18 protein-coding genes are annotated in these 19,943 nt (G+C 70.6%); 2 read left to right on the forward strand and 16 right to left on the reverse strand.

What is annotated here, in order from left to right:
* Nucleotide 1: 1 nt before the first annotated feature.
* The 15 genes from BM109_RS31300 to BM109_RS31370 all read right to left on the reverse strand — a co-directional run bounded on the left by BM109_RS31300 (nt 2) and on the right by BM109_RS31370 (nt 17,611).
* Nucleotides 2-616: a flavin reductase family protein gene (locus BM109_RS31300; RefSeq protein WP_093351790.1), complete on the reverse strand. Its 615-nt coding sequence runs from the start codon at nt 614-616 to the stop codon at nt 2-4.
* Nucleotides 617-675: 59 nt separating this feature from the next.
* Nucleotides 676-2,241 carry a TerC family protein gene (locus tag BM109_RS31305; RefSeq protein ID WP_093352184.1) on the reverse strand — a complete coding sequence of 522 codons (1,566 nt, stop codon included), beginning with the start codon at nt 2,239-2,241 and terminating at the stop codon, nt 676-678.
* Between the two features lie 269 nt (nt 2,242-2,510).
* The gene (locus tag BM109_RS31310) at nt 2,511-3,140 is read right to left on the reverse strand and encodes a hypothetical protein (protein ID WP_256222894.1); all 630 of its coding nucleotides are present in this window, start codon (nt 3,138-3,140) and stop codon (nt 2,511-2,513) included.
* A 19-nt stretch (nt 3,141-3,159) separates the two neighbouring features.
* Nucleotides 3,160-4,749 carry a vWA domain-containing protein gene (locus tag BM109_RS31315; protein ID WP_256222895.1) on the reverse strand — a complete coding sequence of 530 codons (1,590 nt, stop codon included), beginning with the start codon at nt 4,747-4,749 and terminating at the stop codon, nt 3,160-3,162.
* A complete protein-coding gene (locus tag BM109_RS31320; protein ID WP_093351793.1) occupies nt 4,746-6,011 on the reverse strand; it encodes a toxic anion resistance protein in 1,266 nt (421 codons plus the stop codon). The genes BM109_RS31315 and BM109_RS31320 overlap by 4 nt, the downstream gene beginning before the upstream one ends.
* Before the next feature lie 13 nt (nt 6,012-6,024).
* Nucleotides 6,025-7,149 (reverse strand): hypothetical protein, encoded by a 1,125-nt coding sequence (locus tag BM109_RS31325; RefSeq protein ID WP_093351796.1) that lies wholly within the window; start codon nt 7,147-7,149, stop codon nt 6,025-6,027.
* A 104-nt stretch (nt 7,150-7,253) separates the two neighbouring features.
* Nucleotides 7,254-8,729: an N-acyl-D-amino-acid deacylase family protein gene (locus tag BM109_RS31330; RefSeq protein ID WP_093351799.1), complete on the reverse strand. Its 1,476-nt coding sequence runs from the start codon at nt 8,727-8,729 to the stop codon at nt 7,254-7,256.
* On the reverse strand, nt 8,726-9,637 hold the full coding sequence (locus BM109_RS31335; protein WP_093351801.1) for a MurR/RpiR family transcriptional regulator: 912 nt from the start codon (nt 9,635-9,637) through the stop codon (nt 8,726-8,728). The genes BM109_RS31330 and BM109_RS31335 overlap by 4 nt, the downstream gene beginning before the upstream one ends.
* An 11-nt stretch (nt 9,638-9,648) precedes the next feature.
* Nucleotides 9,649-10,950, reverse strand: a complete 1,302-nt coding sequence (locus BM109_RS31340) for an amino acid deaminase (protein ID WP_177239512.1) — start codon at nt 10,948-10,950, stop codon at nt 9,649-9,651.
* Between the two features lie 2 nt (nt 10,951-10,952).
* The gene (locus tag BM109_RS31345) at nt 10,953-11,933 is read right to left on the reverse strand and encodes an ABC transporter ATP-binding protein (protein ID WP_093351806.1); all 981 of its coding nucleotides are present in this window, start codon (nt 11,931-11,933) and stop codon (nt 10,953-10,955) included.
* Entirely contained in the window at nt 11,930-12,967 is a 1,038-nt protein-coding gene (locus BM109_RS31350; protein WP_093351809.1) for an ABC transporter ATP-binding protein, read from the reverse strand. The genes BM109_RS31345 and BM109_RS31350 overlap by 4 nt, the downstream gene beginning before the upstream one ends.
* Nucleotides 12,967-13,806, reverse strand: coding sequence for an ABC transporter permease (locus BM109_RS31355; protein ID WP_093351813.1), 840 nt, complete (start codon nt 13,804-13,806; stop codon nt 12,967-12,969). Before BM109_RS31355 ends, BM109_RS31350 begins: the two co-directional genes overlap by 1 nt.
* 3 nt (nt 13,807-13,809) lie before the next feature.
* Nucleotides 13,810-14,766 (reverse strand): ABC transporter permease, encoded by a 957-nt coding sequence (locus tag BM109_RS31360; RefSeq protein ID WP_093351815.1) that lies wholly within the window; start codon nt 14,764-14,766, stop codon nt 13,810-13,812.
* Complete coding sequence (locus BM109_RS31365; RefSeq protein ID WP_093351818.1) at nt 14,763-16,019, reverse strand: lactonase family protein; 1,257 nt, start codon at nt 16,017-16,019, stop codon at nt 14,763-14,765. The genes BM109_RS31360 and BM109_RS31365 overlap by 4 nt, the downstream gene beginning before the upstream one ends.
* Nucleotides 16,020-16,039: 20 nt before the next feature.
* On the reverse strand, nt 16,040-17,611 hold the full coding sequence (locus BM109_RS31370; protein WP_093352192.1) for an ABC transporter substrate-binding protein: 1,572 nt from the start codon (nt 17,609-17,611) through the stop codon (nt 16,040-16,042).
* A 204-nt stretch (nt 17,612-17,815) separates the two neighbouring features.
* Between BM109_RS31370 and BM109_RS31375 the strand changes: the two genes are divergently transcribed.
* The gene (locus BM109_RS31375) at nt 17,816-18,205 is read left to right on the forward strand and encodes a RidA family protein (protein WP_057597741.1); all 390 of its coding nucleotides are present in this window, start codon (nt 17,816-17,818) and stop codon (nt 18,203-18,205) included.
* A 150-nt stretch (nt 18,206-18,355) separates the two neighbouring features.
* On the opposite strand, the gene BM109_RS31380 is transcribed toward BM109_RS31375, so the two are convergent.
* Nucleotides 18,356-18,970: an ATP-dependent Clp protease proteolytic subunit gene (locus BM109_RS31380; protein WP_371268941.1), complete on the reverse strand. Its 615-nt coding sequence runs from the start codon at nt 18,968-18,970 to the stop codon at nt 18,356-18,358.
* A 90-nt stretch (nt 18,971-19,060) separates the two neighbouring features.
* Here BM109_RS31380 and BM109_RS31385 point away from each other — a divergent pair, with 90 nt between their 5' ends.
* A complete protein-coding gene (locus BM109_RS31385; protein WP_093351824.1) occupies nt 19,061-19,834 on the forward strand; it encodes a sigma-70 family RNA polymerase sigma factor in 774 nt (257 codons plus the stop codon).
* Nucleotides 19,835-19,943 lie beyond the last annotated feature (109 nt).

Genomic DNA, 19,943 nt, shown 5'->3' on the forward strand with positions numbered 1-19,943 from the left:
TTCAGTGCCCGGCCTGCGGCAGCGGCTTCGCGTCCACCGCCTCGCCGTCGACGATGAAGTGCCCGCCCGCCACATGGTGCAGCGTGCGCAGATCGTCGTGGCCCTCGAAGTGCCAGCGGCCGTTCGAGAACACGCGCGCATCGGCCTGAGCCGCGATCACCTCGCCGAGGAACAGGTCGTAGCGCTGCTGGATCGGCGGCTCGGGCAGCAGCCGGCATTCGAGCCAGGCCGCGCAGCCCTCGAGCAGGGGCGCCCCGGTGGCGCTGCCCGCGAAGCTCTGCAGCCCATAGGCCTCGAACTTGTCGCGGCCGTCGCGCTCGACCAGCTCGCGGCCCGAGCTGCTGCCCAGCGCCTCGGTCAGGTCGAGCTGCGCGCGCACCGGCACCTGCAGCGCGAAGCTGCCCGCGCCCTCGAGCAGCACGCGGGTCCAGGTGCTCTTGTCGAGCACCACCGCCACCTTGGGCGGATCGAAGTCCAGCGGCATGGCCCAGGCCGCCGCCATGATGTTGCGCCGGCCCGCATGGGCCGCGCTCACCAGCACCGTGGGGCCGTGGTTGAGCAGGCGGTAGGCCTTGGCGAGGGGAACGGGCTGGCGGTGGGCGGCGTTGGAGGTCATGCGCGGAGCGGATCGGAGAGCGGAAGGCGCCAGCCTATCAAAGCGGCGCCCTGCGCGCTTCAGGCCTCGGGCGGCGCCACGGGCACGCGCCGCACCGCCACCTCGCGGATGCGCTGCGCATCCACGCCGGTGACGACGAATTCCCAGCCGTCGTGCACCCAGGTGGCCTCGGCCGCGGGCAGGCCGCCGAAGCGGTCGAGCAGCAGCCCCGCCACCGAGGTGTAGCTGTCGTCCTCGCTCGCCAGGCCGTCGGTCTGCAGCGCCTGCTCGAGCAGGTGCGGGTCGGCGCTGCCGGCCACGGTCCAGGCCTCGGGGCCGGTCTGCTGGATCTCGAGCGCCTCGTCCTCGTCGGGAAACTCGCCCGCGATCGCCTCCAGCACGTCGATCGGCGTGACCACGCCCGTGAGCGTGCCGTGCTCGTCGGCCACCAGCGCGAGCTGGCCGCGCGCGCCGCGCAGGGTGTCGATCAGGCGGATCACGCGCGTCGACTCGGCCACGTAGATCGGCGCGCGCAGGCCATGGCCCTCGTCGATGCGGCCATGGCGCAGCAGCTGGCCCAGCAGGTCCTTGGCGCGCGCCACGCCCACCACCTGATCGAGCGAGCCGCGGCACACCGGGAAGATGCCGTGCGGCGTGTCGAGCAGTTGCTCGCGCAGCGCCTCGGGATCGTCGTCCAGGTCGACCCAGGAGACGTCGGCGCGCGGCGTCATCACCGAGCGCACGTTGCGCTCGGCCAGCGAGAGCACGCCGCTGACCATGTTGCGTTCCTCGATGCCGAAGGCGGGTTCGTCCGCGGGCGCATCGGCATCGGCCGCATCGCCGCCCATGGGCACCGGTTCGCCGCGCGTGCGGCCGCCGAGCAGGCGGATCACCGACTCGGCCGTGCGCTCGCGCAGCGGCCGGCGCGCCTCGTGGCGCAGCGCATTGCGGCGCACCCACTGATTGAGCGCCTCGATCAGCACCGAGAAGCCGATCGCGCCGTAGAGGTAGCCCTTGGGAATGTGGAAGCCCAGGCCCTCGGCCACCAGGCTCAGGCCGATCATCAGCAGGAAGCTCAGGCACAGCACCACCACCGTGGGATGGGCGTTGACGAAGCGCGTCAGCGGCTTCGAGGCCCACAGCATGATCGCGATCGAGATGATCACCGCGGCCATCATCACCGGCAGGTGGTCGACCATGCCGACGGCCGTGATCACCGCGTCGAGCGAGAACACGGCATCGAGCACCACGATCTGCGCCACCACCACGCCGAAGCTCGCATAGGCCGCGCTGCCGGTCACGGCATGGCTCACGCCCTCGATGCGCTCGTGCAGCTCGGCCGTGGCCTTGAACAGCAGGAACAGGCCGCCGAACAGCAGGATCAGGTCGCGCCCCGAGAAGCCCTGGCCGAACAGGCTGAACAGCGGCGTGGTCAGCGTCACCAGCCACGAGACGATGGACAGCAGCCCCAGGCGCATCAAGAGCGCCAGGCTCAGGCCGATGAGCCGCGCGCGGTCGCGCTGGTGCGGCGGCAGCTTCTCCGCGAGGATCGCGATGAAGATCAGGTTGTCGATGCCCAGCACGATCTCGAGCACGATGAGCGTGAGGAGACCGATCCAGACGGCGGGGTCGGACAGCAGTTCAATCATGGAAGGTGGCGCGCGTGCGCAGGCGGCCCGGCATGGCGCGAACCATGGCGGGCGATGACGGGGGAATCGGGAGGAGAGAAGCAGCCGTTGGACGCGGCGGAGGCCGTGTCAGGGGCGGGGACAGCACGCGCGGAAAGCGGCGGCGAGGAAGCGGGAGGCTGGCGCAGGCCAGCGACGGACTGGGAGGCTCGGAAGAGGAAGTCACCCGCGCAGTCTATCGAAGCCCGCGCGCGGCCCCACGTTTGCAAGGGCTTTGCCGGCGCGGCTCAGCCCTCGAGGAAGTCGGGCTGCCTGAACTTCTGCTCGAGGAACTGGCCATTGGCCACCAGCGCCGCGGCATCGCTCGCCGCCAGGTTGGCGACCACCTCGCGCAGCTTGGCATCGAGCAGGCCCAGCTGCTCGCCGAGCAGCTGGCGCGCGGTCTTGCCGTCCTTCAACGGCTGCGTGACGCGAAAGGCCGGCGGCAGCGTCACGTAGTTGGCCAGGGTCTCGGGCAGGTAGCGCAGCACGGTCTCGCGCACGGTGAACAGGTCGTCGCCGCCGGTGCCGGCATCCATCAACTGCGGCAGCACTTCGACCACCAGGCCGCGCACGCTCTCGAGGCTGTGCCGCATGTCATCGGTCAGGTGCGGCGAGGCGCGCGCGACCACCTGCTCGAGCCGCCGCAGCGTCTCCTCCAGGCTCAGGCTGTCCTCGATGCGGCGCTCGAGCTCGGGCGCGCGCCGGCCCAGCAGCCAGCCGCCGATGTAGAGGCCGGCGGTGATGGCGAGCCAGCCACGGTCGATGATGCCCGCGAACAGCAGCGCCGGACCGGCCAGCGCGAGCGCGCAGCCGAGGATGTTGCCGTTGCCGTAGAGGAACAGCAGCGCGCGCAGCTTCAGCGAACGCCGCGCCACATCGAGCCTTTGCGCGAGCTCACTGGTAGCCCCGGATTTCCTTGAACACCTGCGCCAGCACCAGCCGGCGGCCGTCGAACTCGCGCCCGCCCGAGGACTTCGCGAGCTGGTGCATCTCGGCCGCGTTGCCCTCGCCGAACAGGATCGGGAAGATGCGCGCCGGCAGCCCGTTCGCATAGCGTGCCTGGAACTCCTCGGGATTCAGGCCCGCGTTGTTCTGGCCGTCGGTCAGCAGCACGATGCTCACGAAGCGATCGGGATCGCTGCGCTGCTCCTCGCGCGCGAGGTCCTCGGCCACGGCCAGCGCCGAATAGATGGCGGTGCCGCCATCGGCCTTCATCGCGTCGGCCTGGCGGCGCAGCTCCTCGCGCGCGGCGCCGATGCGCTCGGGCTCGAAGCGCACCCACACCGGTTCCGACACGCGCGTGGCGAATGGAATCAGCACCACCCGCTCGCGGCTCTGGAACGCGCTGTAGCGCACGCTCGCCGCGGCGCCGGCCTCGGCGCCCGACAGCCGCTTGAGCGCCTCGCGCATGGCTTCCAGACGCTGCCCCTGCATCGAGCCGCTGAGGTCGAGCACGAAGATCGAGGTGGAGGGCTTGCGCCAGCGCGCCTGGTAGGTGCCGAGCACGGCATCGATCACCTCGAGCCGGTTCGGAAAGGACAGCTCCGACACTGCCGCCGTGGGCAGCGCGCTCGCGGCCTGCACCTCGGGATTGACCGGGCGCAGGAAGGCGGCCGACAGCGCATCGCGCTGGAACGCGGCCCCCTTCCAGGCCGCCACCAGCCGGTTGTAGGGCTCGCGCCGGGCCTCGTCGAGCAGCATCAGCGGATAGTCGGCCGAGATCATGCCGTCGCGCGGATAGATCGGCAGCAGCCGGTCGGCCGCGGGCAGCCGCTCGTTGAGGCGCAGGATCACCGCCTCGTAGTTGACCATCGCATCGATCGCCGCGGGATCGGCCAGGTAGGCATCGGCCAGCCAGCCCGAGCTGCCGGCCGTGAGCTTCTGGCCCGAGAGGAAGGCCTTGAGCGTCTTCTCGTCCACGTCCTGCGCCGTCAGGTCCTCGGTCTTGCCCGCGAGCGCCGAGGCGACCGCGAACAGCGCGCTCATGCCGGTGTTGGAGCTGGTCGCGTTGGTCATGCCGTAGCGCAGCTGGCCCGTGCTCGCGGCCCGCGCGATGTCGGCCCAGCCGGGCGCGCGCTTGTCCCAGCCCAGCCGCGCGGCCTTGGCGGCCTTCACGCCGAGCGCGATGCGCGAGTAGAAGAGCTTCTCGCGCGCCACCGCCGGCTTGGCGAGCGCCAGCGCGGGATAGGCGCCGTTGGGCGGCAGGATCGCATCGAAGCGCTCGCCGGCGTTCACGCGCTCCACGATGTCGAGCGTGCCCGCGTACGACAGCTGCAGCTCCACCCCGGCGGCGCGCGCGGCCTCGACCAGCGGCGCCTCGAGGTCCTTGAGCTCGGAGCCCGCGAGAACGGTGAAGGCGGCCGATGGCGCAGTGGCCTGCGGCGCGGCGGCGGTGGGTGTCTCCTCGCGGCCGCAGCCGGCCAGCCCGAGCGCCAGCGCCAGCAGCGCACCGAGCGCGAAGCGCCGCGCCGGCGCCAGGCTCACAGCACGACCCCGCTGCCCGCCGCCGGCTCGCGCAGCGCGGCGGTCGAGGTCTCGCGGCGCGCGCGGTCGAGGTAGCCGCGGCTGCGCGCCACCTCGTCGCTCAGCGTGTCGACCGTGGTCTGCATCGAGTCGAGCGCCTTGAGCTTGAAGTCGGCGATCGCGTCCATGGTCTGGTAGATGTTCGCGAAGGCCTGCTGCAGCTTGGCGATCTCGATCGTGCCCGAGGCCGCCTGCTGGTGGATCTGGCCGGTCTGCTCGCGCAGCAGCTCGCTGGTGGTGGCGATCAGGTTGCCGGTGGTGGCATTGAGCGCGCCGATCTGGTCGAGCACCAGCTTCTGGTTGGCCAGCGCCTGCGCCACGATCACCGCGGTGCGCAGCGCCGACACCGTGGTGGTGGTGGCGCGGTCCACGCCCTTGGTCAGCTCGAGGTTGTTCTTGCGGATCATGTCGAGCGCCAGGTAGCCCTGGATGTTGACCGCGAGCTGCGTCAGCAGGTCGGTGACCTTCTGGCGCGCGTAGAACAGCATCTCCTCGCGCACCACGCGCGCCTTCTCGGGATCGGTGGCGTCGAACTCGCGCGCCTTGGCGTCGAGGCGCGCGTCGAGCGCCTTGCCGATGTGCACGTATTTCTCGAGCCGCTCCATCAGCGTCCAGAGGTTGACCTTCTCCTGCTCGATGGCCGCGTTGTCGCGCAGCAGCTCGTCCTTGCCGCGCTTGAGCGATTCGATGATGGCGTTGAGGTGCGACTGCGAGGACTGGTAGCGCTCGAAGTAGGCGACCAGCTTGTTGCCCAGCGGGATCAGGCCCAGCAGCTTGCGCGCCGAGAACAGGTCGCCCTGCTTCGAGGGATCGAGGTCCTCGACCTGATGGCGCAGGTCGATCAGCGACTGGCCGATCTGCGAGCCCTGGCCGAACAGCCCGTTGCGCAGCGAACCCACCGGGCGTTCGAGCATGCGGTTGGAGACCGAGGCCGAGGCCTCGATCTCCTTGCTGCCCATCGAGTGGATGCGCGCCACCGCTTCCTTGAACTGCGGATGCTGGCTGTCGTGCGCCGTGATGTCGTCGATGAAGCGGTCGACCTGCGCATCGAGCTCGCCGACCTCCTCGGGCTTGAGCCGCACCCGCCCGCTGGCGGATTCGACCGGCACCGGCGCGACGGGCGCTGGCGGCTCGAGCACGAAGGACTGCGGCGGCTGCAGCACGTCGGGCGCGGCAACGGCGACCGCTGTGGCGGGGGCGGACTCGGGACGGGAAGTGTTCATGGGTTCCTCGGGTTCACTTGAAGCGGCCTTCGATGGCGGTGGTCATGCGTTCGAGCCATTCGAAGCTGGGCGGGTCGATCACGTCGACCAGCACGTCGGGCACCTTGACGCCGCGGCCGGCCCAGTTCTCGGGCCCCTTGGCCTCGCCACCGGTGCGAAAGCCGTACTCGTGCGCGAGCTCGCGCAGCTTGGGATCGTTCTCCAGCGCCGCGCCCAGGCGCGCGCCGCCCGGCGTGTAGGGCACCAGCACATGCTTCGAATAGACCGTGGGCCGCGGATAGAGCAGCACCATGTCGCCGCGCAGCCGGTCGGGATGCTTGAGCCAGAACTCCACCAGCTGCGATTCGTAGGCCACCAGCAGCGGCGCCTTGCCCATGCCGAGCGCGAGGTAGTCCTCGAACGGCCCGGCCGAGGACTGTTCCTGGAAGCCCTGGCGCAGGAACAGCGGCGCCACCGTCGGCAGCACGCGGTCCACGTCCTGCTGGCTCTGCACGATCTGCTGGCCGTTCGCGAGGTAGCTCGCCAGCGCCAGGTACATCGCCGCCGAGTTGGAGGTGCGCACGTCGGTCGAATTGATCAGCAGCGACTTGCTGGTGGAGAACGCGGCGCTGGCCTTGAGCTCCTTCCAGCGCGTGCCCTTCTCGATCATCGCCATCAGCTTCGGCAGGTCGACCACGTAGTAGAAGTCGCCCTGCTTCTCGGCCACGCCGTTGGCGATCAGGATCTCGGCGATCGGCCGCCAGCTCGCGAGCACGATCGGCGTGTAGAAGGGGTTGTAGACATTGGGCGCCTTCGCGAGCTCCTTGAGCCGCTGCGCCGCCGGCGCGCCCGAGGGAAAGCCGAAGTCGAACTTGGCGGCGTCGTAGCGCTCGGCGATGGTGCGCGAGCCGGCCTTCTCCACCGTGACCGTGATGCCCTGCGCGGCCAGCGCCTGCTGCACGCGCTCGTCGGCGAAGAACGATTCCTTCTCGGAACCGATCAGCCCGCGCAGCGCCACATGGCGCGCCTGCTCGATCCGCGCGGCGTTGCCGGCCGTCGTGTCGTCGCGCACGCGCTGGTTCGAATACCAGACGCCGCCCGCGACCGCGGCCAGCAGGACCACGGCCAGCGCCGGCGCGATCAGTTTGCGGATTTCCAACGGTGCTGCTCCTCGGCCCCTTCATCGGGGTTCGAGGAACATCCTAGCCACGCAATATGACGGTTCGTGACAGTCCGATGACAGCCGCGGGGCGGCCGCCGCGCTCAGGTGCCGCGCGTCAGCATGCGCCCCGCGCGCGCCAGCACGCGCGCCTCGTCCACGGTCGCGCCGCCGCGGTAGGCCAGCACGCCGTTGACGAACACGTGCTCGATGCCCAGGCTCAGGCCCTTGGGCCGGTCGTAGGTGGCGGTGTCGGCGATGGTCTCGGGATCGAACACCACCACGTCGGCCATGTGGCCCGCGCGCAGCAGGCCGCGCTCGGCGATGCGCAGGTTGCGCGCGCTCATGCCGGTCATCTTGTGCACCGCCTGCTCGAGCGTGAACAGCCGGCGCTCGCGCCAGTAGCGCGCGAACACGCGCGGGAACGCGCCCCACAGCCGCGGATGCGGATGGCGGTCGTGCGGCAGGCCGTCGCTGCCGATCATGGTCAGCGGATGCGCGATCACGCGCTCCACGTCCTCTTCCTGCATCTGGAAGTAGCAGGCGCCGCCGGGCTTCAGCCGCAGGCAGGCCTCCTGCTCGCTCACGCCCCATTCGCGCGCGATGTCCGACACCAGCCGGCCGGTCATCTCGGGATGCGGGTCGGACCAGGTCAGCAGCACGTCGATCACGCCGTCGACCAGGTCCTCGCGCAGCACGGTGGAACCGGCGACGTAGGGGTAGACGTCCATCGCGATCTTCTGGCGCTGCGCGAGCGACTCGATCAGCGGCAGCGTTTCCTTCGTGCGGCCCCAGTTCGCGGGCCCGGCGCACTTGTGGTGCGAGATCACCAGCGGCACGCCAGCGGCGAAGGCCGAGTCGCCGGCCTCGTGCAGCGCCTCGACGATCTGCTGCATCTCGCTGCGCAGGTGGGTGGCGTACACGCCGCCATGGCGCGCCACCACGCGCGCGAGCGCGGTCACCTCCTCGGCGGGCGCGGCGAAGGCTTCTTCATAGAACAGGCCCGAGGACATGCCGTGCGCGCCCTCGGCCATGCAGGCCTCGAGCAGCGCCGCCATGCGCGCGAGCTCGTCCGCGTTCGCGGGCCGGTCGAGCGCCTCCATGGCCGCGAAGCGCAGGGTGGTGTGGCCCACCAACGCGGCCACGTTGAGCGCGGGCTGCGTGGCGTCGACCGCGGCGCGGTACTCGGCCATGCTCGCATGGCGGAACGAATCGGCGCCCAGCAGCGTGAGCGGCGGCTTCGACTGCGGCGTGCGGTAGGGCGCGAGCGAGATGCCGCAATTGCCCGTGACCACGGTGGTGATGCCCTGCGACACCTTGGGCAGGCACAGCGGGTCGCGCAGCACGATCGCGTCGTCGTGCGTGTGGGCGTCGATGAAGCCCGGCGCGATCACCTTGGCGCGGCAGTCGACGACCTCGACATCGGCCAGCTCGAGGCCCTCGGGCAGGCGCGCGCGCAGGCCCTCGCCGAGCGCGAGGATGCGGTCGCCGCGCAGCAGCACGTCGCCGGGCCACGAGGGGCCGCCCGAGCCGTCGACCACGAGGCCGGCTTCGAGCAGCACGGCTTGGGGAGCGCTCACGACCGGTGTCCTTTCTCGTTGATGCCGCCGCCGTCCCAGCTCTGCAGCGGGTGCGTGGTGGCGTCGATGCCGTGGCGCTGGAAGGCTTCGCGCGCGCGCTGCAGGCGCTGCACCGCCGGCTCGCCGCGCCGCTGCGCGACCAGCACCGTGAGGATCTCGATCGCCGTGAGGTGCGTCAGGTAGGCATCGATGCCCACGTGCATCACGGCGTCGTCGGGCACCGAGAGCCCGAGCAGGAAATCGGCCTTGGCCGCGAGCGCGGTGCCGGGCCGCGTGAGCGCGACCACCTTGGCGCCCTGGCCGCGCGCGATGTCGACCGCGTCGAGCAGCGAGGGCATGCCGCCCACGTGCGAGATCGCGATCACCACGCCGCCCGGGCGCTGCGCGGCGCCGGCCACCTGCTGCAGGTGGTAGTCGGCCCAGGCATTGGCCGACAGGCCGAGCCGGAACAGCCGCGCCTGCAGGTCGTTGGCCATGAACCACGAGGTGGCGCCGGCGCCGTACAGGTCGACGTGCGGCGCGGCCGCGATGGCCGAGACGGCGCCGTCGAGCACCTGCATGTCGAGCTGGCCGCGCACGCCCGAGACCGAGGCGGCCGCGCTGCGCGCGATCTTCGATACCACCTCGTCGGCGGCGTCCTCGATGTTGACGCGGCGGTGCAGCGGCGAGCCGCCGAGCGCGAGCTCCTGCGCCAGCGCGAGCTTGAACTCGCGCAGGCCCGCGAAGCCGAGGTCGCGGCAGGTGCGCATGATGGTCGGCACCGAACTGCCGGAGCGCTCGGCCAGCGATTCGAAGCTCTCCTCGAGCACCCGGTCGGGGTCCTCGAGGATCAGGTCGAGGATCGCGCGCCGCGTGGCAGGCGCGCCCTCGCGGGTCTGTGCGATCTTCTGGAGCAGCGAGGGAGTCATCGGCCGCGCGGTCAGAAGTGCATCGCCACCGCGTCGCTCACGCGGTAGTCGTTCTCGACCACGGGCATCCAGTGCCACTTGTCGAAGGTGGTGCAGGGATGCGAGATGCCCAGGCCCACGCGGTCGCCGACGGCCGGCGCGCGCGCCTCCTCGTCGGCTTCCCAGCGCAGGTAGGCATGCTGGTCGTTGAGCGCGGTGATCTTCCAGCCCGCGGGCACGGCCTCGGGCGCCAGCACGCCGCGCGCCGCGCGCGCGATCGGCACCGGCAGCGAGAGGTCGAAGGAGATGTCGCGCTTGCCCACGGCCAGGATCGCGAGGCCGGGTTCGGGCCGCGACTGCACGGTGGCCCAGACCTCCATCGCGGGCACCAGGCTCTCGCCGCAATCGCAACCGAGGCGCTCGTCGACCGCGCTGACCATGCGCTTGTAGAAGCCATGGTCGTGCGTGACGTAGCAGCCCGAGCGCAGCAGGCCGCGCACCGGCGACGCCAGCGCGGGCTTCAACCGCCCGGCCACGAGGTCGAAGATGGCCGAGCCGCCGGCCGAGACCAGCACCTCGTCGGTCTCGAACAGCTGCTGCGTGTCGCAATGGCGCGCCACCGCTTCCACGCGGTCCATCAGGGTCGCGGCATAGGCCGCGTCGGGCTCGCTGGCGCCGGTGGCGCCCTGCCCTTCGTAGGTCTCGATGCCCACCAGCCGCACCGCGTCGCTCGCGCGCAGCCGCGTGGCGAGCGCCACCGCCTCTTCATGCGTGCGGCAGCCGGTGCGCGCGCCCTGCACGCCGATCTCGAGCATGACCTCGAAGGGCACGCTGTTGGGGTGGCGGCGCGCCCAGTCCTCGATCAGCGCGAGCTGCGCCAGCGAATCGACCAGAAACACGATGCGCAGGCCCGCATGGTCGCGCAGCAGCAGCTGGATGCCGGCCAGGTCCTCGTCGCTCACCACCTGGTTGGCGATCAGGGTGCGGCGCGCGCCGGCGGCCACGCCCACCGCGAGCTGGGTCACGGTGGCGAAGGTCAGGCCCCAGGCGCCGGCGTTCAGCTGGCGCTGGAACAGCTGCGGCGACATGGTGGTCTTGCCGTGCGGCGCGAGGTCGATGCCCCATTCGCGCACGCGCGCCTGCATCCAGGCCAGGTTGTGCTCGAGCGCCTCGCGCTTGAGCACGGCCAGCGGCAGCGGCAGGTCGCCCGCGAGCACGTTCCAGCCCGCGGCGCCGATCTCGCTGCGCCGGCGCGGCGCCTGGGTGCGCGGATAGCCCTTGAAGCTGTTGCCCAGCAGCGGGTCGTCGAAGGAGGAAGCGGCGGTGTCGGTCATGGTCATGCGGCGATGGGGGAAAGCAGGTCCTTGCGGATGCAGGCGCTGTAGTGTCCGCTCGAAACCTGCTCGAGCGGCGGCACGGTCTGCGCGCAGGCCTCGATGGCATGCGGGCAGCGCGTGCGGAACACGCAGCCCGAGGGCGGCGAGATCGGACTGGGGATGTCGCCCTTGAGCGCGATGCGCTCGGTGGCGAGCTCGGGATCGGGCTTCGGGCTCGCGGCCAGCAGCGCCTGGGTGTAGGGGTGCGAGGGGCGCGCGAAGAGTTCGTCGGTTTCCGCAACCTCCATCACCTTGCCCAGGTACAGCACCACCACGCGGTCGCACAGGTACTCGACCACGTCGAGGTCGTGCGAGATGAACAGCATGGTCAGGCCCAGGCGCTCGCGCAGGTCGGCCAGCAGGTTGATGACCTGCGACTGGATCGACACGTCGAGCGCCGACAGCGGCTCGTCGGCCACGATGAACTCGGGCTCCACCGCGAGCGCGCGCGCCACGCCGATGCGCTGGCGCTGGCCGCCCGAGAACTCGTGCGGGAAGCGGCTCGCATGCTCGGCGCGCAGGCCCACGGTCTCGAGCAGCTCGGCGATGCGCTTGTCGCGCGCGGCCGCGCCCTTGTGCAGGCCGTGCGTGGCCAGCGCCTCGCCGAGGATCGCGCCGATGCGCATCTTCGGGTTCAGGCTCGCGTACGGATCCTGGAAGATGATCTGCAGCTTGCTGCGCAGCTTGCGCATGCGCTCGCCCGACAGCGCGCCGATGTCGTCGCCGCGGTAGAGCACCTGGCCCTCGGTGCGCTCGAGCAGGCGCAGCACGGTGCGGCCGATGGTGCTCTTGCCCGAGCCCGATTCGCCGACCAGGCCCAGCGTCTCGCCGGGCTGGATCGCGAACGACACGTCGTCGACCGCGCGCACCGGGCGCTCGCCGCTGCCGAAATACTTCTTGAGTCCGCGGACTTCGATCAGAGGGGAAACGACGGCGTTCATGCGAGCCTCGCGAGGTGGGCGTCGGGCTGCACGCGGGTGCAGCGGGCCTGGCGGTCCAGGCGGATGTCGATCAGCGGCGGCATCGCCGTGGCGCAACCGGCCTGCGCATGGTCGCAGCGCGGCTCGAAGGCGCAACCCGGCGGCGGCGCCAGCGGGCTCGACACCTGGCCGCGGATCGCGAACAGGCGCTTGGGCTTGGGCTGCCCCGGCTGGCGCGCCTTGCCCGGCAGGCAGGCCAGCAGGCCCTGGGTGTAGGGATGCTCGGGCTGCGCGAACAGCGGGCGCACCGGCGCGCTCTCGACCACCCGGCCCGCGTACATCACGACCACGTCGTCGGCGTGGTGCGCGACCACGCCGAGGTTGTGCGTGATGAACAGGATGCTCATGCCGGTCTCGGCCTGCAGCCGGCGCATCAGCACCAGGATCTGCGCCTGGATGGTCACGTCGAGCGCGGTGGTGGGCTCGTCGGCGATCAGCAGCGTCGGGTCGCAGGCCATGGCCAGCGCGATCATCACGCGCTGGCGCATGCCGCCCGAGAGCTGGTGCGGGTACTCGTGGAGGCGCTGCGCCGCGGCCGGGATCTCGACCAGGTCGAGCATGCGCTTGGCATGGGCCAGCGCGGCCTGGCGATCGAGCCCCTTGTGCAGCCGCACGCTCTCGGCGATCTGCTCGCCGATGGTGAACACCGGGTTCAGGCTGGTCATCGGTTCCTGGAAGATCATCGAGAGCTGGTTGCCGCGCAATGCGCGCATCTCGCGCTCGGGCAGGGTCAGCAGGTCGACGGTCTTGCCTTCGCGCGTGACGAAGCGCGCGCCGCCGCTGACCTGGGCATTGGCGGTCCTGGGCAAGAGGCGCATCAGCGTGAGGCTGGTGACCGACTTGCCCGAGCCCGATTCGCCGACCAGCGCGGTGGTCTTGCCGGGCTGGATCGCGAAGCTCACGTCGGCCACCGAGCGGATCAGGCCGTCCTCGGTGGGGAAGCTGGTGCTCAGGCTGTCGACCACGAGGCGCGGGGAGGATGTGGCGGTCGTCATCACGCGGTCTTCTTGAGCTTGGGGTCTAGGAGGTCGCGCACGCCATCGCCCAGCAGCTGCAGCGACAGCGCCGTGAGGATGATCGCGAGCCCCGGGAACAGCACCACCCAGAAGGCCTGGTGCGCGTACTGCTGGCTGCCCGCGACCATGGTGCCCCAGGTCGGGATCTCGGGCGGCACGCCGACGCCGAGGAAGGACAGCCCCGCCTCGGCCAGGATCGCGTAGGCGAAGATGAACGAGACCTGCACCAGGATCGGCGACATCAGGTTCGGCAGGATGTGGCGCCACAGGATGCGCGAGGTGCGCACGCCGAGCGCGCGCACGGCCTCGACGAACAGCAGCTCGCGCACCACCAATGTGGAGGCCCGCACCACGCGCGCCACGCGCGGCGTGTAGACCAGCACCAGCGCCAGCACCGTGTTCATCAGCGAGGGCCCGAGGATCGCCACCAGCGCGATCGCCAGCAGGATGTCGGGGAAGGACATCATCGCGTCGACCACGCGCATCAGCGGCGCGTCGAGCCGGCGGAAGAAGCCGGCCATCAGGCCCAGCACGGTGCCCGCGACGACGGCACCGAGCGCGGTGAGCGCCGCGATCGCCAGCGAGTAGCGCGCGCCGTGCACGATGCGCGAGTAGAGGTCGCGGCCCAGCTCGTCGGTGCCCAGCAGGTGCTCGGCGCTCGGCGCCTTCAGGCGCTGCAGCACGGCCGTGTCGTTGGGATCGATGGAGGCGAACAGCGGCGCGCCGATGGCGAGGATGGCGATCGCCAGCAGCACCAGCGCGGACAGCATCACGATGCGGCGGTGCATCAGTTGGCGCAGCATTCTTGGCATCCGCATGGCTCAGACCTTCACGCGCGGATCGACCACCGCATACAGCAGGTCGATCGAGAAATTGATGAGCACGTAGATCGCGGCGATCACCAGCAGCGCGCCCTGGATCACCGGGTAGTCGCGCCGCAGCACCGCGCTCACCACGAGGTTGCCCACGCCCGGCAGGCCGAACACGGTCTCGGTGATGACGGCGCCGCCGATCATCAACGCCACCGTCAGGCCGATCACCGTGACGATCGGCACCAGCGCGTTGCGCAGCGCATGCTTGAGCACCACCACCGTCTCGCTCAGGCCCTTGGAGCGCGCGGTGCGCACGTAGTCCTCGCCGAGCACGTCGAGCATCGAGGCGCGCGTGAAGCGGATGATGAGCGCGGAGTTCAGGAGGCCCAGCACCGTGGCCGGCAGCACCAGCGAATGCAGCCGCTCGGCCAGCGCCGCGTCGGGCGCGCCGTAGCCCGAGACCGGGAACCAGCCGAACGAGACCGCGAAGATCTGGATCAGCACGATGCCGAGCCAGAAGCTCGGGATGCTCGCGCCCAGCATCGCGATGCCGGTGAACAGCTGGTCGACCGTGCGGCCGCGGAACACGGCCGAGACGATGCCGCAGGGCACGCCGATCAGCGCGGCGATGGCCACCGCCATCAGCGCGAGCAGCGCGGTGGGCTCGGCGCGCTCCCACAGCGCCTGCGTGACCGGGCGCTGCAGGAAGATCGAGGTGCCGAGGTTGCCCTGCAGCACCTCGCGCAGCCAGTAGCCGAACTGCACGGGCAGCGGCTTGTCGAGGCCGTACTCCTTCTGCACGCGCGCGATGTCGGCCGCGGTGGCCTGGTCGCCCAGCAGCACCGAGACCGGGTCGCCCGAGGCGGCGCGCGTGAGCACGAACACCAGCACCGCCACGATGGCGAGCACGATGAGCATGCCGCCCGCGCGCGAGGCGATGTAGCGAAGCGAGGCGTTCTTCTTCATGCCGAGAACTCGATCGCTGCCGCGCTGCCCACCGCCACGTACTGGCCGGTGAACGCGATGTCGCCGTTCTTCACGCGGAAGACCGTGACGTTGTCGCCCTGCTTGTTGTGACAGACGTAGAGGAAGCGCCCGCTCGGGTCGAGCGTGCAGCTGCGCGGGTAGTTGCCCCGCGTCCATTCCTCGCGCACCAGCGTGGGCGCGCCGGTGCGGGCATCGATCGCGAACAGCGAGATCGAATCATGCAGCCGGTTGAGCGACACGAAGTGCCGGCCGCCGGGCAGCATGCGGATGCCCGAGGCGTAGCTGGTGCCCTTGAAGCCCTTCGGCAGCGCCGAGGTCTCGCTCACGGGCGTGAGCACGCCGGTGGCGTCGTCGTAGCGCATGAAGGCGATGGTCGAGGCCTCCTCGTTCACGAGGTAGAACCAGCGGCCGTTCGGATGGAACACGAAGTGGCGCGCGCCCGAGCTCTCCGACACGGCCACCGTGCCGGGCTGGCTCAGCACGCCGGTCGCGCGGTCGAAGCGGTAGGAGATGACGCGGTCGAGCCCCAGGTCGGCCACGAGCACGAAGTTGCCCTTGGGATCGGACTGCACCATGTGCGCATGCGGGCCGTCGTGGTCGGAGGTGGCGAAGCCCTCGTGCGAGCGCGCGGCCGCCGGCACCACGTCGGCGCCGGGCTTGCAGGGCGTGGCGCCGCAGGCGGCCGCGTCCGGGTAGACGACGGCGGCACGGTCGGCCTCGAAGCCGCCGTCGGCGCGCAGCGCGATCACGCTGACGTCGCCGCTCGCGTAGTTGGCGGTGAAGAGGAAACGGCCCTCGGGATGCACGCTGAGGTGCGCCGGGTCCTTGCCGCCGCAGGGCATCTCGGCCACGAAGGACAGCGCGCCGTTCGCGCCGATGCGGAAGGCCGAGACCGAGCCGGCCTCGAACTCGTTGGCCGCATAGAGCAGCGGCAGGCTCGGATGGCGCGCGAGCGAGGCGGGGTTGCGCAGCTTCGCGCCCTCGCCCTGGCTCGCCACCGCGGGCGGCGCGCCGGGAATGGGCGTGAGCGCGCCGGTCGCGCCGTCGAGCACGAACTGGTGCACGCCCAGGCCGCGCCCGCCGCGCCACGGCTTGCCGCCGTCACTGTAGGTGCCGACGTAGGCGTACACGGGCCCCGACGTGGCGGCCTGGACGGTGGAGGCCGCGAGGCCCAGGGCTCCGAGACCGGAGGCCCATGCGCTGGCTTGCAGAAGTTGGCGACGCGATGGCATGGCGGATGTCCTTCTCGGCCTTACTTGATCTTCGCGTTCCAGAAGAAGGGCCAGGTCGCGGGCTGGTAGTTGTCGAGCGCCGGGCTCCTGGCCGACAGCCCGTTGAACTTGCCGACGTTGATGTACGGCACCTCCTCGTAGACCACCTGCTGCACCTTGCCCCACAGCGCGCCGCGCTTGGCCGGGTCGCTCTCGACGTTGAAGGCCTGCAGCGCCGCCTTCTTGGCGGGCGTGTCCCACCACCCGGGCGCGCCGTCGCCGAGCTGCGGCGGCGAGAGCATGGGCTCGGGGAACTGGCCCGAGTGGGTGACGTAGATGTCCCACAGCTTGGCGTCGTTGCGGCGCTGCACCAGCGTGGCCCAGTCGACCACGTTGAGGTCGACCTTGAAGCCGGCGCGCTTGAGCTGCTCGGCCATCAGCAGCGACATGTTGTAGTGGAAGTCGTACTGGCGGCTCGTGAGCACGCGGATCGGCTCGCCCTTGTAGCCGGCCTTGGCCGCGGCCTCCTTGGCCTTGGCGGCGTTGCGCTGGTTGTACTGGTCGGCGCCGGCCGTCGAATAGAAGGGCGAGCCCTTCGGGAAGTGGTTGGCCTCGGCCACGAAGAAGCGCGTGTCGCCGAAGCCGGCCGCGAGCATCTCGCCCTCGCCGAGCGCGGTCTGGATCGCCTGGCGCACCGGCTGGCTCGCGGCCACGCCTTCCTTGGTGTTGAGCACCAGGTAGGGGAAGCCGAACGAGGGCGTCATGATCGGCACCGTCTTGCCGCCCGACTTCTCCAGGCGCGGCAGCGCCTCCACCGGCAGCAGGTCGGCGAAGTCGTACTGGCCGGCCAGCGCGCCCTCGACGCGCGTGCTGGCGTTGGGCACCGGCACGAAGCGCAGTTCCTCGATCGCCGCCTCGCGCTTGCCGCCGTAGCCGCTCGCGGGCTCCTTGCGCGCCGCGTACTTGTCGAAGCGCGTGAGCAGCACGAACTGGTCGGGCCGGCGCTCCTTGAACTTGTAGGGGCCGGTGCCGACGAAGTCCTTGAGCGGCGAGGCGATCGATTCCTTGGCCATGATCGCGGCCATGCCGCTGGGCAGCGCGAGCTGCGACAGCAGCGGCGCATAGGGTTCCTTGAGCACGATCTCGACCGCCAGCGGGCCCTTGGCCTTGAGGCTGTCGATCTCCTTGCCCACGGCCTTGCCGCGCGGCGACTGGTCCATCCAGCGCTGCAGGCTCGCGACCACGTCGTCGGCCGTGAGCTCGCGGCCGCTGTGCAGCATCACGCCCTTGCGCAGCGCGATCGCGTAGGTCTTGCCGTCGGCCGAGATCTTCGGCATGCCCTCGGCCAGCATCGGCACCACGTTCCACTTGGCGTCGAAGGTGTAGAGCGTCTCGTAGACGTGCTGCATGATGGTTCCGACCAGGTCGGCGGTCGAGGCCATCGGATCGAGCGTCTGCGGCTCGGCCACCATCGCCAGCGTGGCGAAGTTGCGCGGACCCTGCGCCTGGGCGCTCAGCGGTGCCACGGCATACAGCGCCGCGAGCAGGGTGGCACCCAGAAGGGTGCGCTTCGTCAGCATGGGCAGGCGCGGGAAAGAGCCGGCGTGGGGCATGGAGTTCTCCTTCATGGGGCGAGACGCGTTTGTGAAAAAAACTTTCGTTGCGGGTCGCACTTTGAAGCAGTATCTATGCCAAATCATCCGTGAAAACCCTTGATTCAGCGTTATCACTGAAATAGATTTTCAGTTTCGGCCGATACTGGCGGCCGTTTTCACCCCCTCCCCTTTCATTTCCCTTCTTCAGACAGGAGCTCGTCCATGCCTCTCGAATACCTCGGCGCCCCGCCCACCGCTTCCGACCGCCAGGTGCGTCCCTTCTCGCCGGCCGTGCGCGCGGGCGACTTCATCTACGTGTCGGGCCAGGTGCCGGCCAATGCGCAGGGCGAGATCGTGGCCGGCGGCATCGAGGCGCAGACGCGCCAGGTGATGGAGAACCTGAAGACCGTGCTCGCGCTGGCCGGCGCCACGCTCGACGACGTCTGCAAGACCACCTGCTGGCTCGACGACGCGCGCGACTTCGGCGCCTTCAACCGCATCTACATGAGCTACTTCGGCGAGAACAAACCCGCGCGCTCGACCACCGAGGCGCGGCTGATGGTCGATGCGAAGGTCGAGATCGACGTGGTGGCGTACAAGCCGAAGGCTTGAGACACGGGGATCGGGCAGCCGAACGCAGAGGTCGCGAAGGTTGCGCGAAGGTCGCAGAAGAAAACCGAGAAATACCTTCGGTCTTTTCTGCGACTTCTGCGTAGCTTTGGTTTTTCTTCTGCGTTCGGCTGTTCGGATTTCCGTCCCGCGTCAGCCCCGCAGCTCGCTCTTGCGCTGCACGATGCGCGAGACCAGCCCGTAATCGACCGCCTCCTCGGCCGACAGCCAGCGATCGCGCTCGATGTCGGCCAGCACCACCTCGATGGGCTTGCCGGTCTCGCGCGCGATCTCGTGCGCGATGCGCTGGCGGGCCTTGACGATCTCCTGCGCCTGGATCGCGATGTCGGTGGCCTGGCCGCCGGCCCCGCCCGAGGGCTGGTGGATCAGGAAACGGGTGTTGGGCAGGCACACGCGGCGCTCGCGCGGCGCGGCCAGGAACAGGTGGGTGGCGGCGCTGCCGACCCAGCCGGTGCCGATCATGTGCACCGGCGCGGCGATGAAGCGCACCACGTCATGGATCGCATCGCCCGATTCGAGGTGCCCGCCGGGCGAGCTCACGAGGATGTCGATGGGCTTGTCGGCGCTGTCGGCGTCGAGCGCGATCAGCCGGCGCGTGACGTCGGCGGCCACGGCGTCGGTGATGCTGCCGAAGATCAGCAGCGTGCGCGAACGGAAGGCCTTCTCCTCGAGGTAGGAATTGCGCGGCTCGGCGGTGGCGGCCGGGCGGGTGTCGTCTTCGGATTCCATAGCGAACATGGCGGTCATGGGAAAGCTCCTGCGGGTTGGACGGTTCGAACTGTCTTGACGAACAAGCCCACGCTTTCGTGACATCGCCGGTCGTGGCAAGCTGCGCCGATGCTCGACGAACGCTATCTCTCGCAATTCCCGGCCCTGCGCGGCCGACTGGTGCGCGCGGCGGCACGGCTGCTCGGCGGCACGGCACAGGCCGAGGACCTGGTGCAGGACACCTACCTGCGCGCGCTCGAGGCCGGCGAACACGCCGGCATCGACACCGCGCAGGCCTGGCTCACGACCGTGATGCAGCACCTCGCGATCGACCGGCTGCGGCGCGAAGGCTGGATGCGGCGCTGGCTCGACGAGGCCGGATCCACGCCGGAGACGGCGGAATCGGCCGAAGCCGAGGCCGCGCGCGCCGAAGAGACCGGGCAGGCCTTGCGCCTCCTGGCCGAGCGGCTGAGCCCCGCCGATGGCGCCGCGGTGCTGCTGCGCGAGGTGTTCGAGGTCAGCTTCAAGGAACTGGCCGAGGCCACGGGCCGGACCGAGGCCGCCTGGCGCCAGCAGATGCACCGCGCGCTGCTGCGGCTGCGCGAGCCGCGCGAGAAGGCATCCGACAGCACCGGACGCAACGCCGTCTTCCCGCTCTACCAGCAGGCGCTGCGAGATGCCGATGCGCGGCTGCTGTTCGCGATGCTGCGCCAGCCGCCGGCGCGGGCGATCGGGCTGTCGGCCCATGCCGCGCCGCCGCCGGCCTCGGGCTCGCCGCGCGCGGCCTGCCAGGTGGTGCAGATCGGCGGCCGGCTCGGGCTGGTGCTGACGCTGGGCGGGAAGCTGTTGTGCGTGCTGCCGCTGGAGGCGCGGCAGGAAGAGGCGGAAGCGCTCTCGCTCTGAATCTCGGTATTGCTCCTTCCCCCTCTGGGGGAAGGCCGGGATGGGGGCACGCGGCGGTGGCAAGGCCACAGTCATATCGACCGCCCGGCGCCCCCACCCCTACCCTCCC

Origin of the sequence: Variovorax sp. PDC80 (assembly GCF_900115375.1) — a bacterium.
In the GTDB taxonomy this organism is placed as follows: domain Bacteria; phylum Pseudomonadota; class Gammaproteobacteria; order Burkholderiales; family Burkholderiaceae_C; genus Variovorax.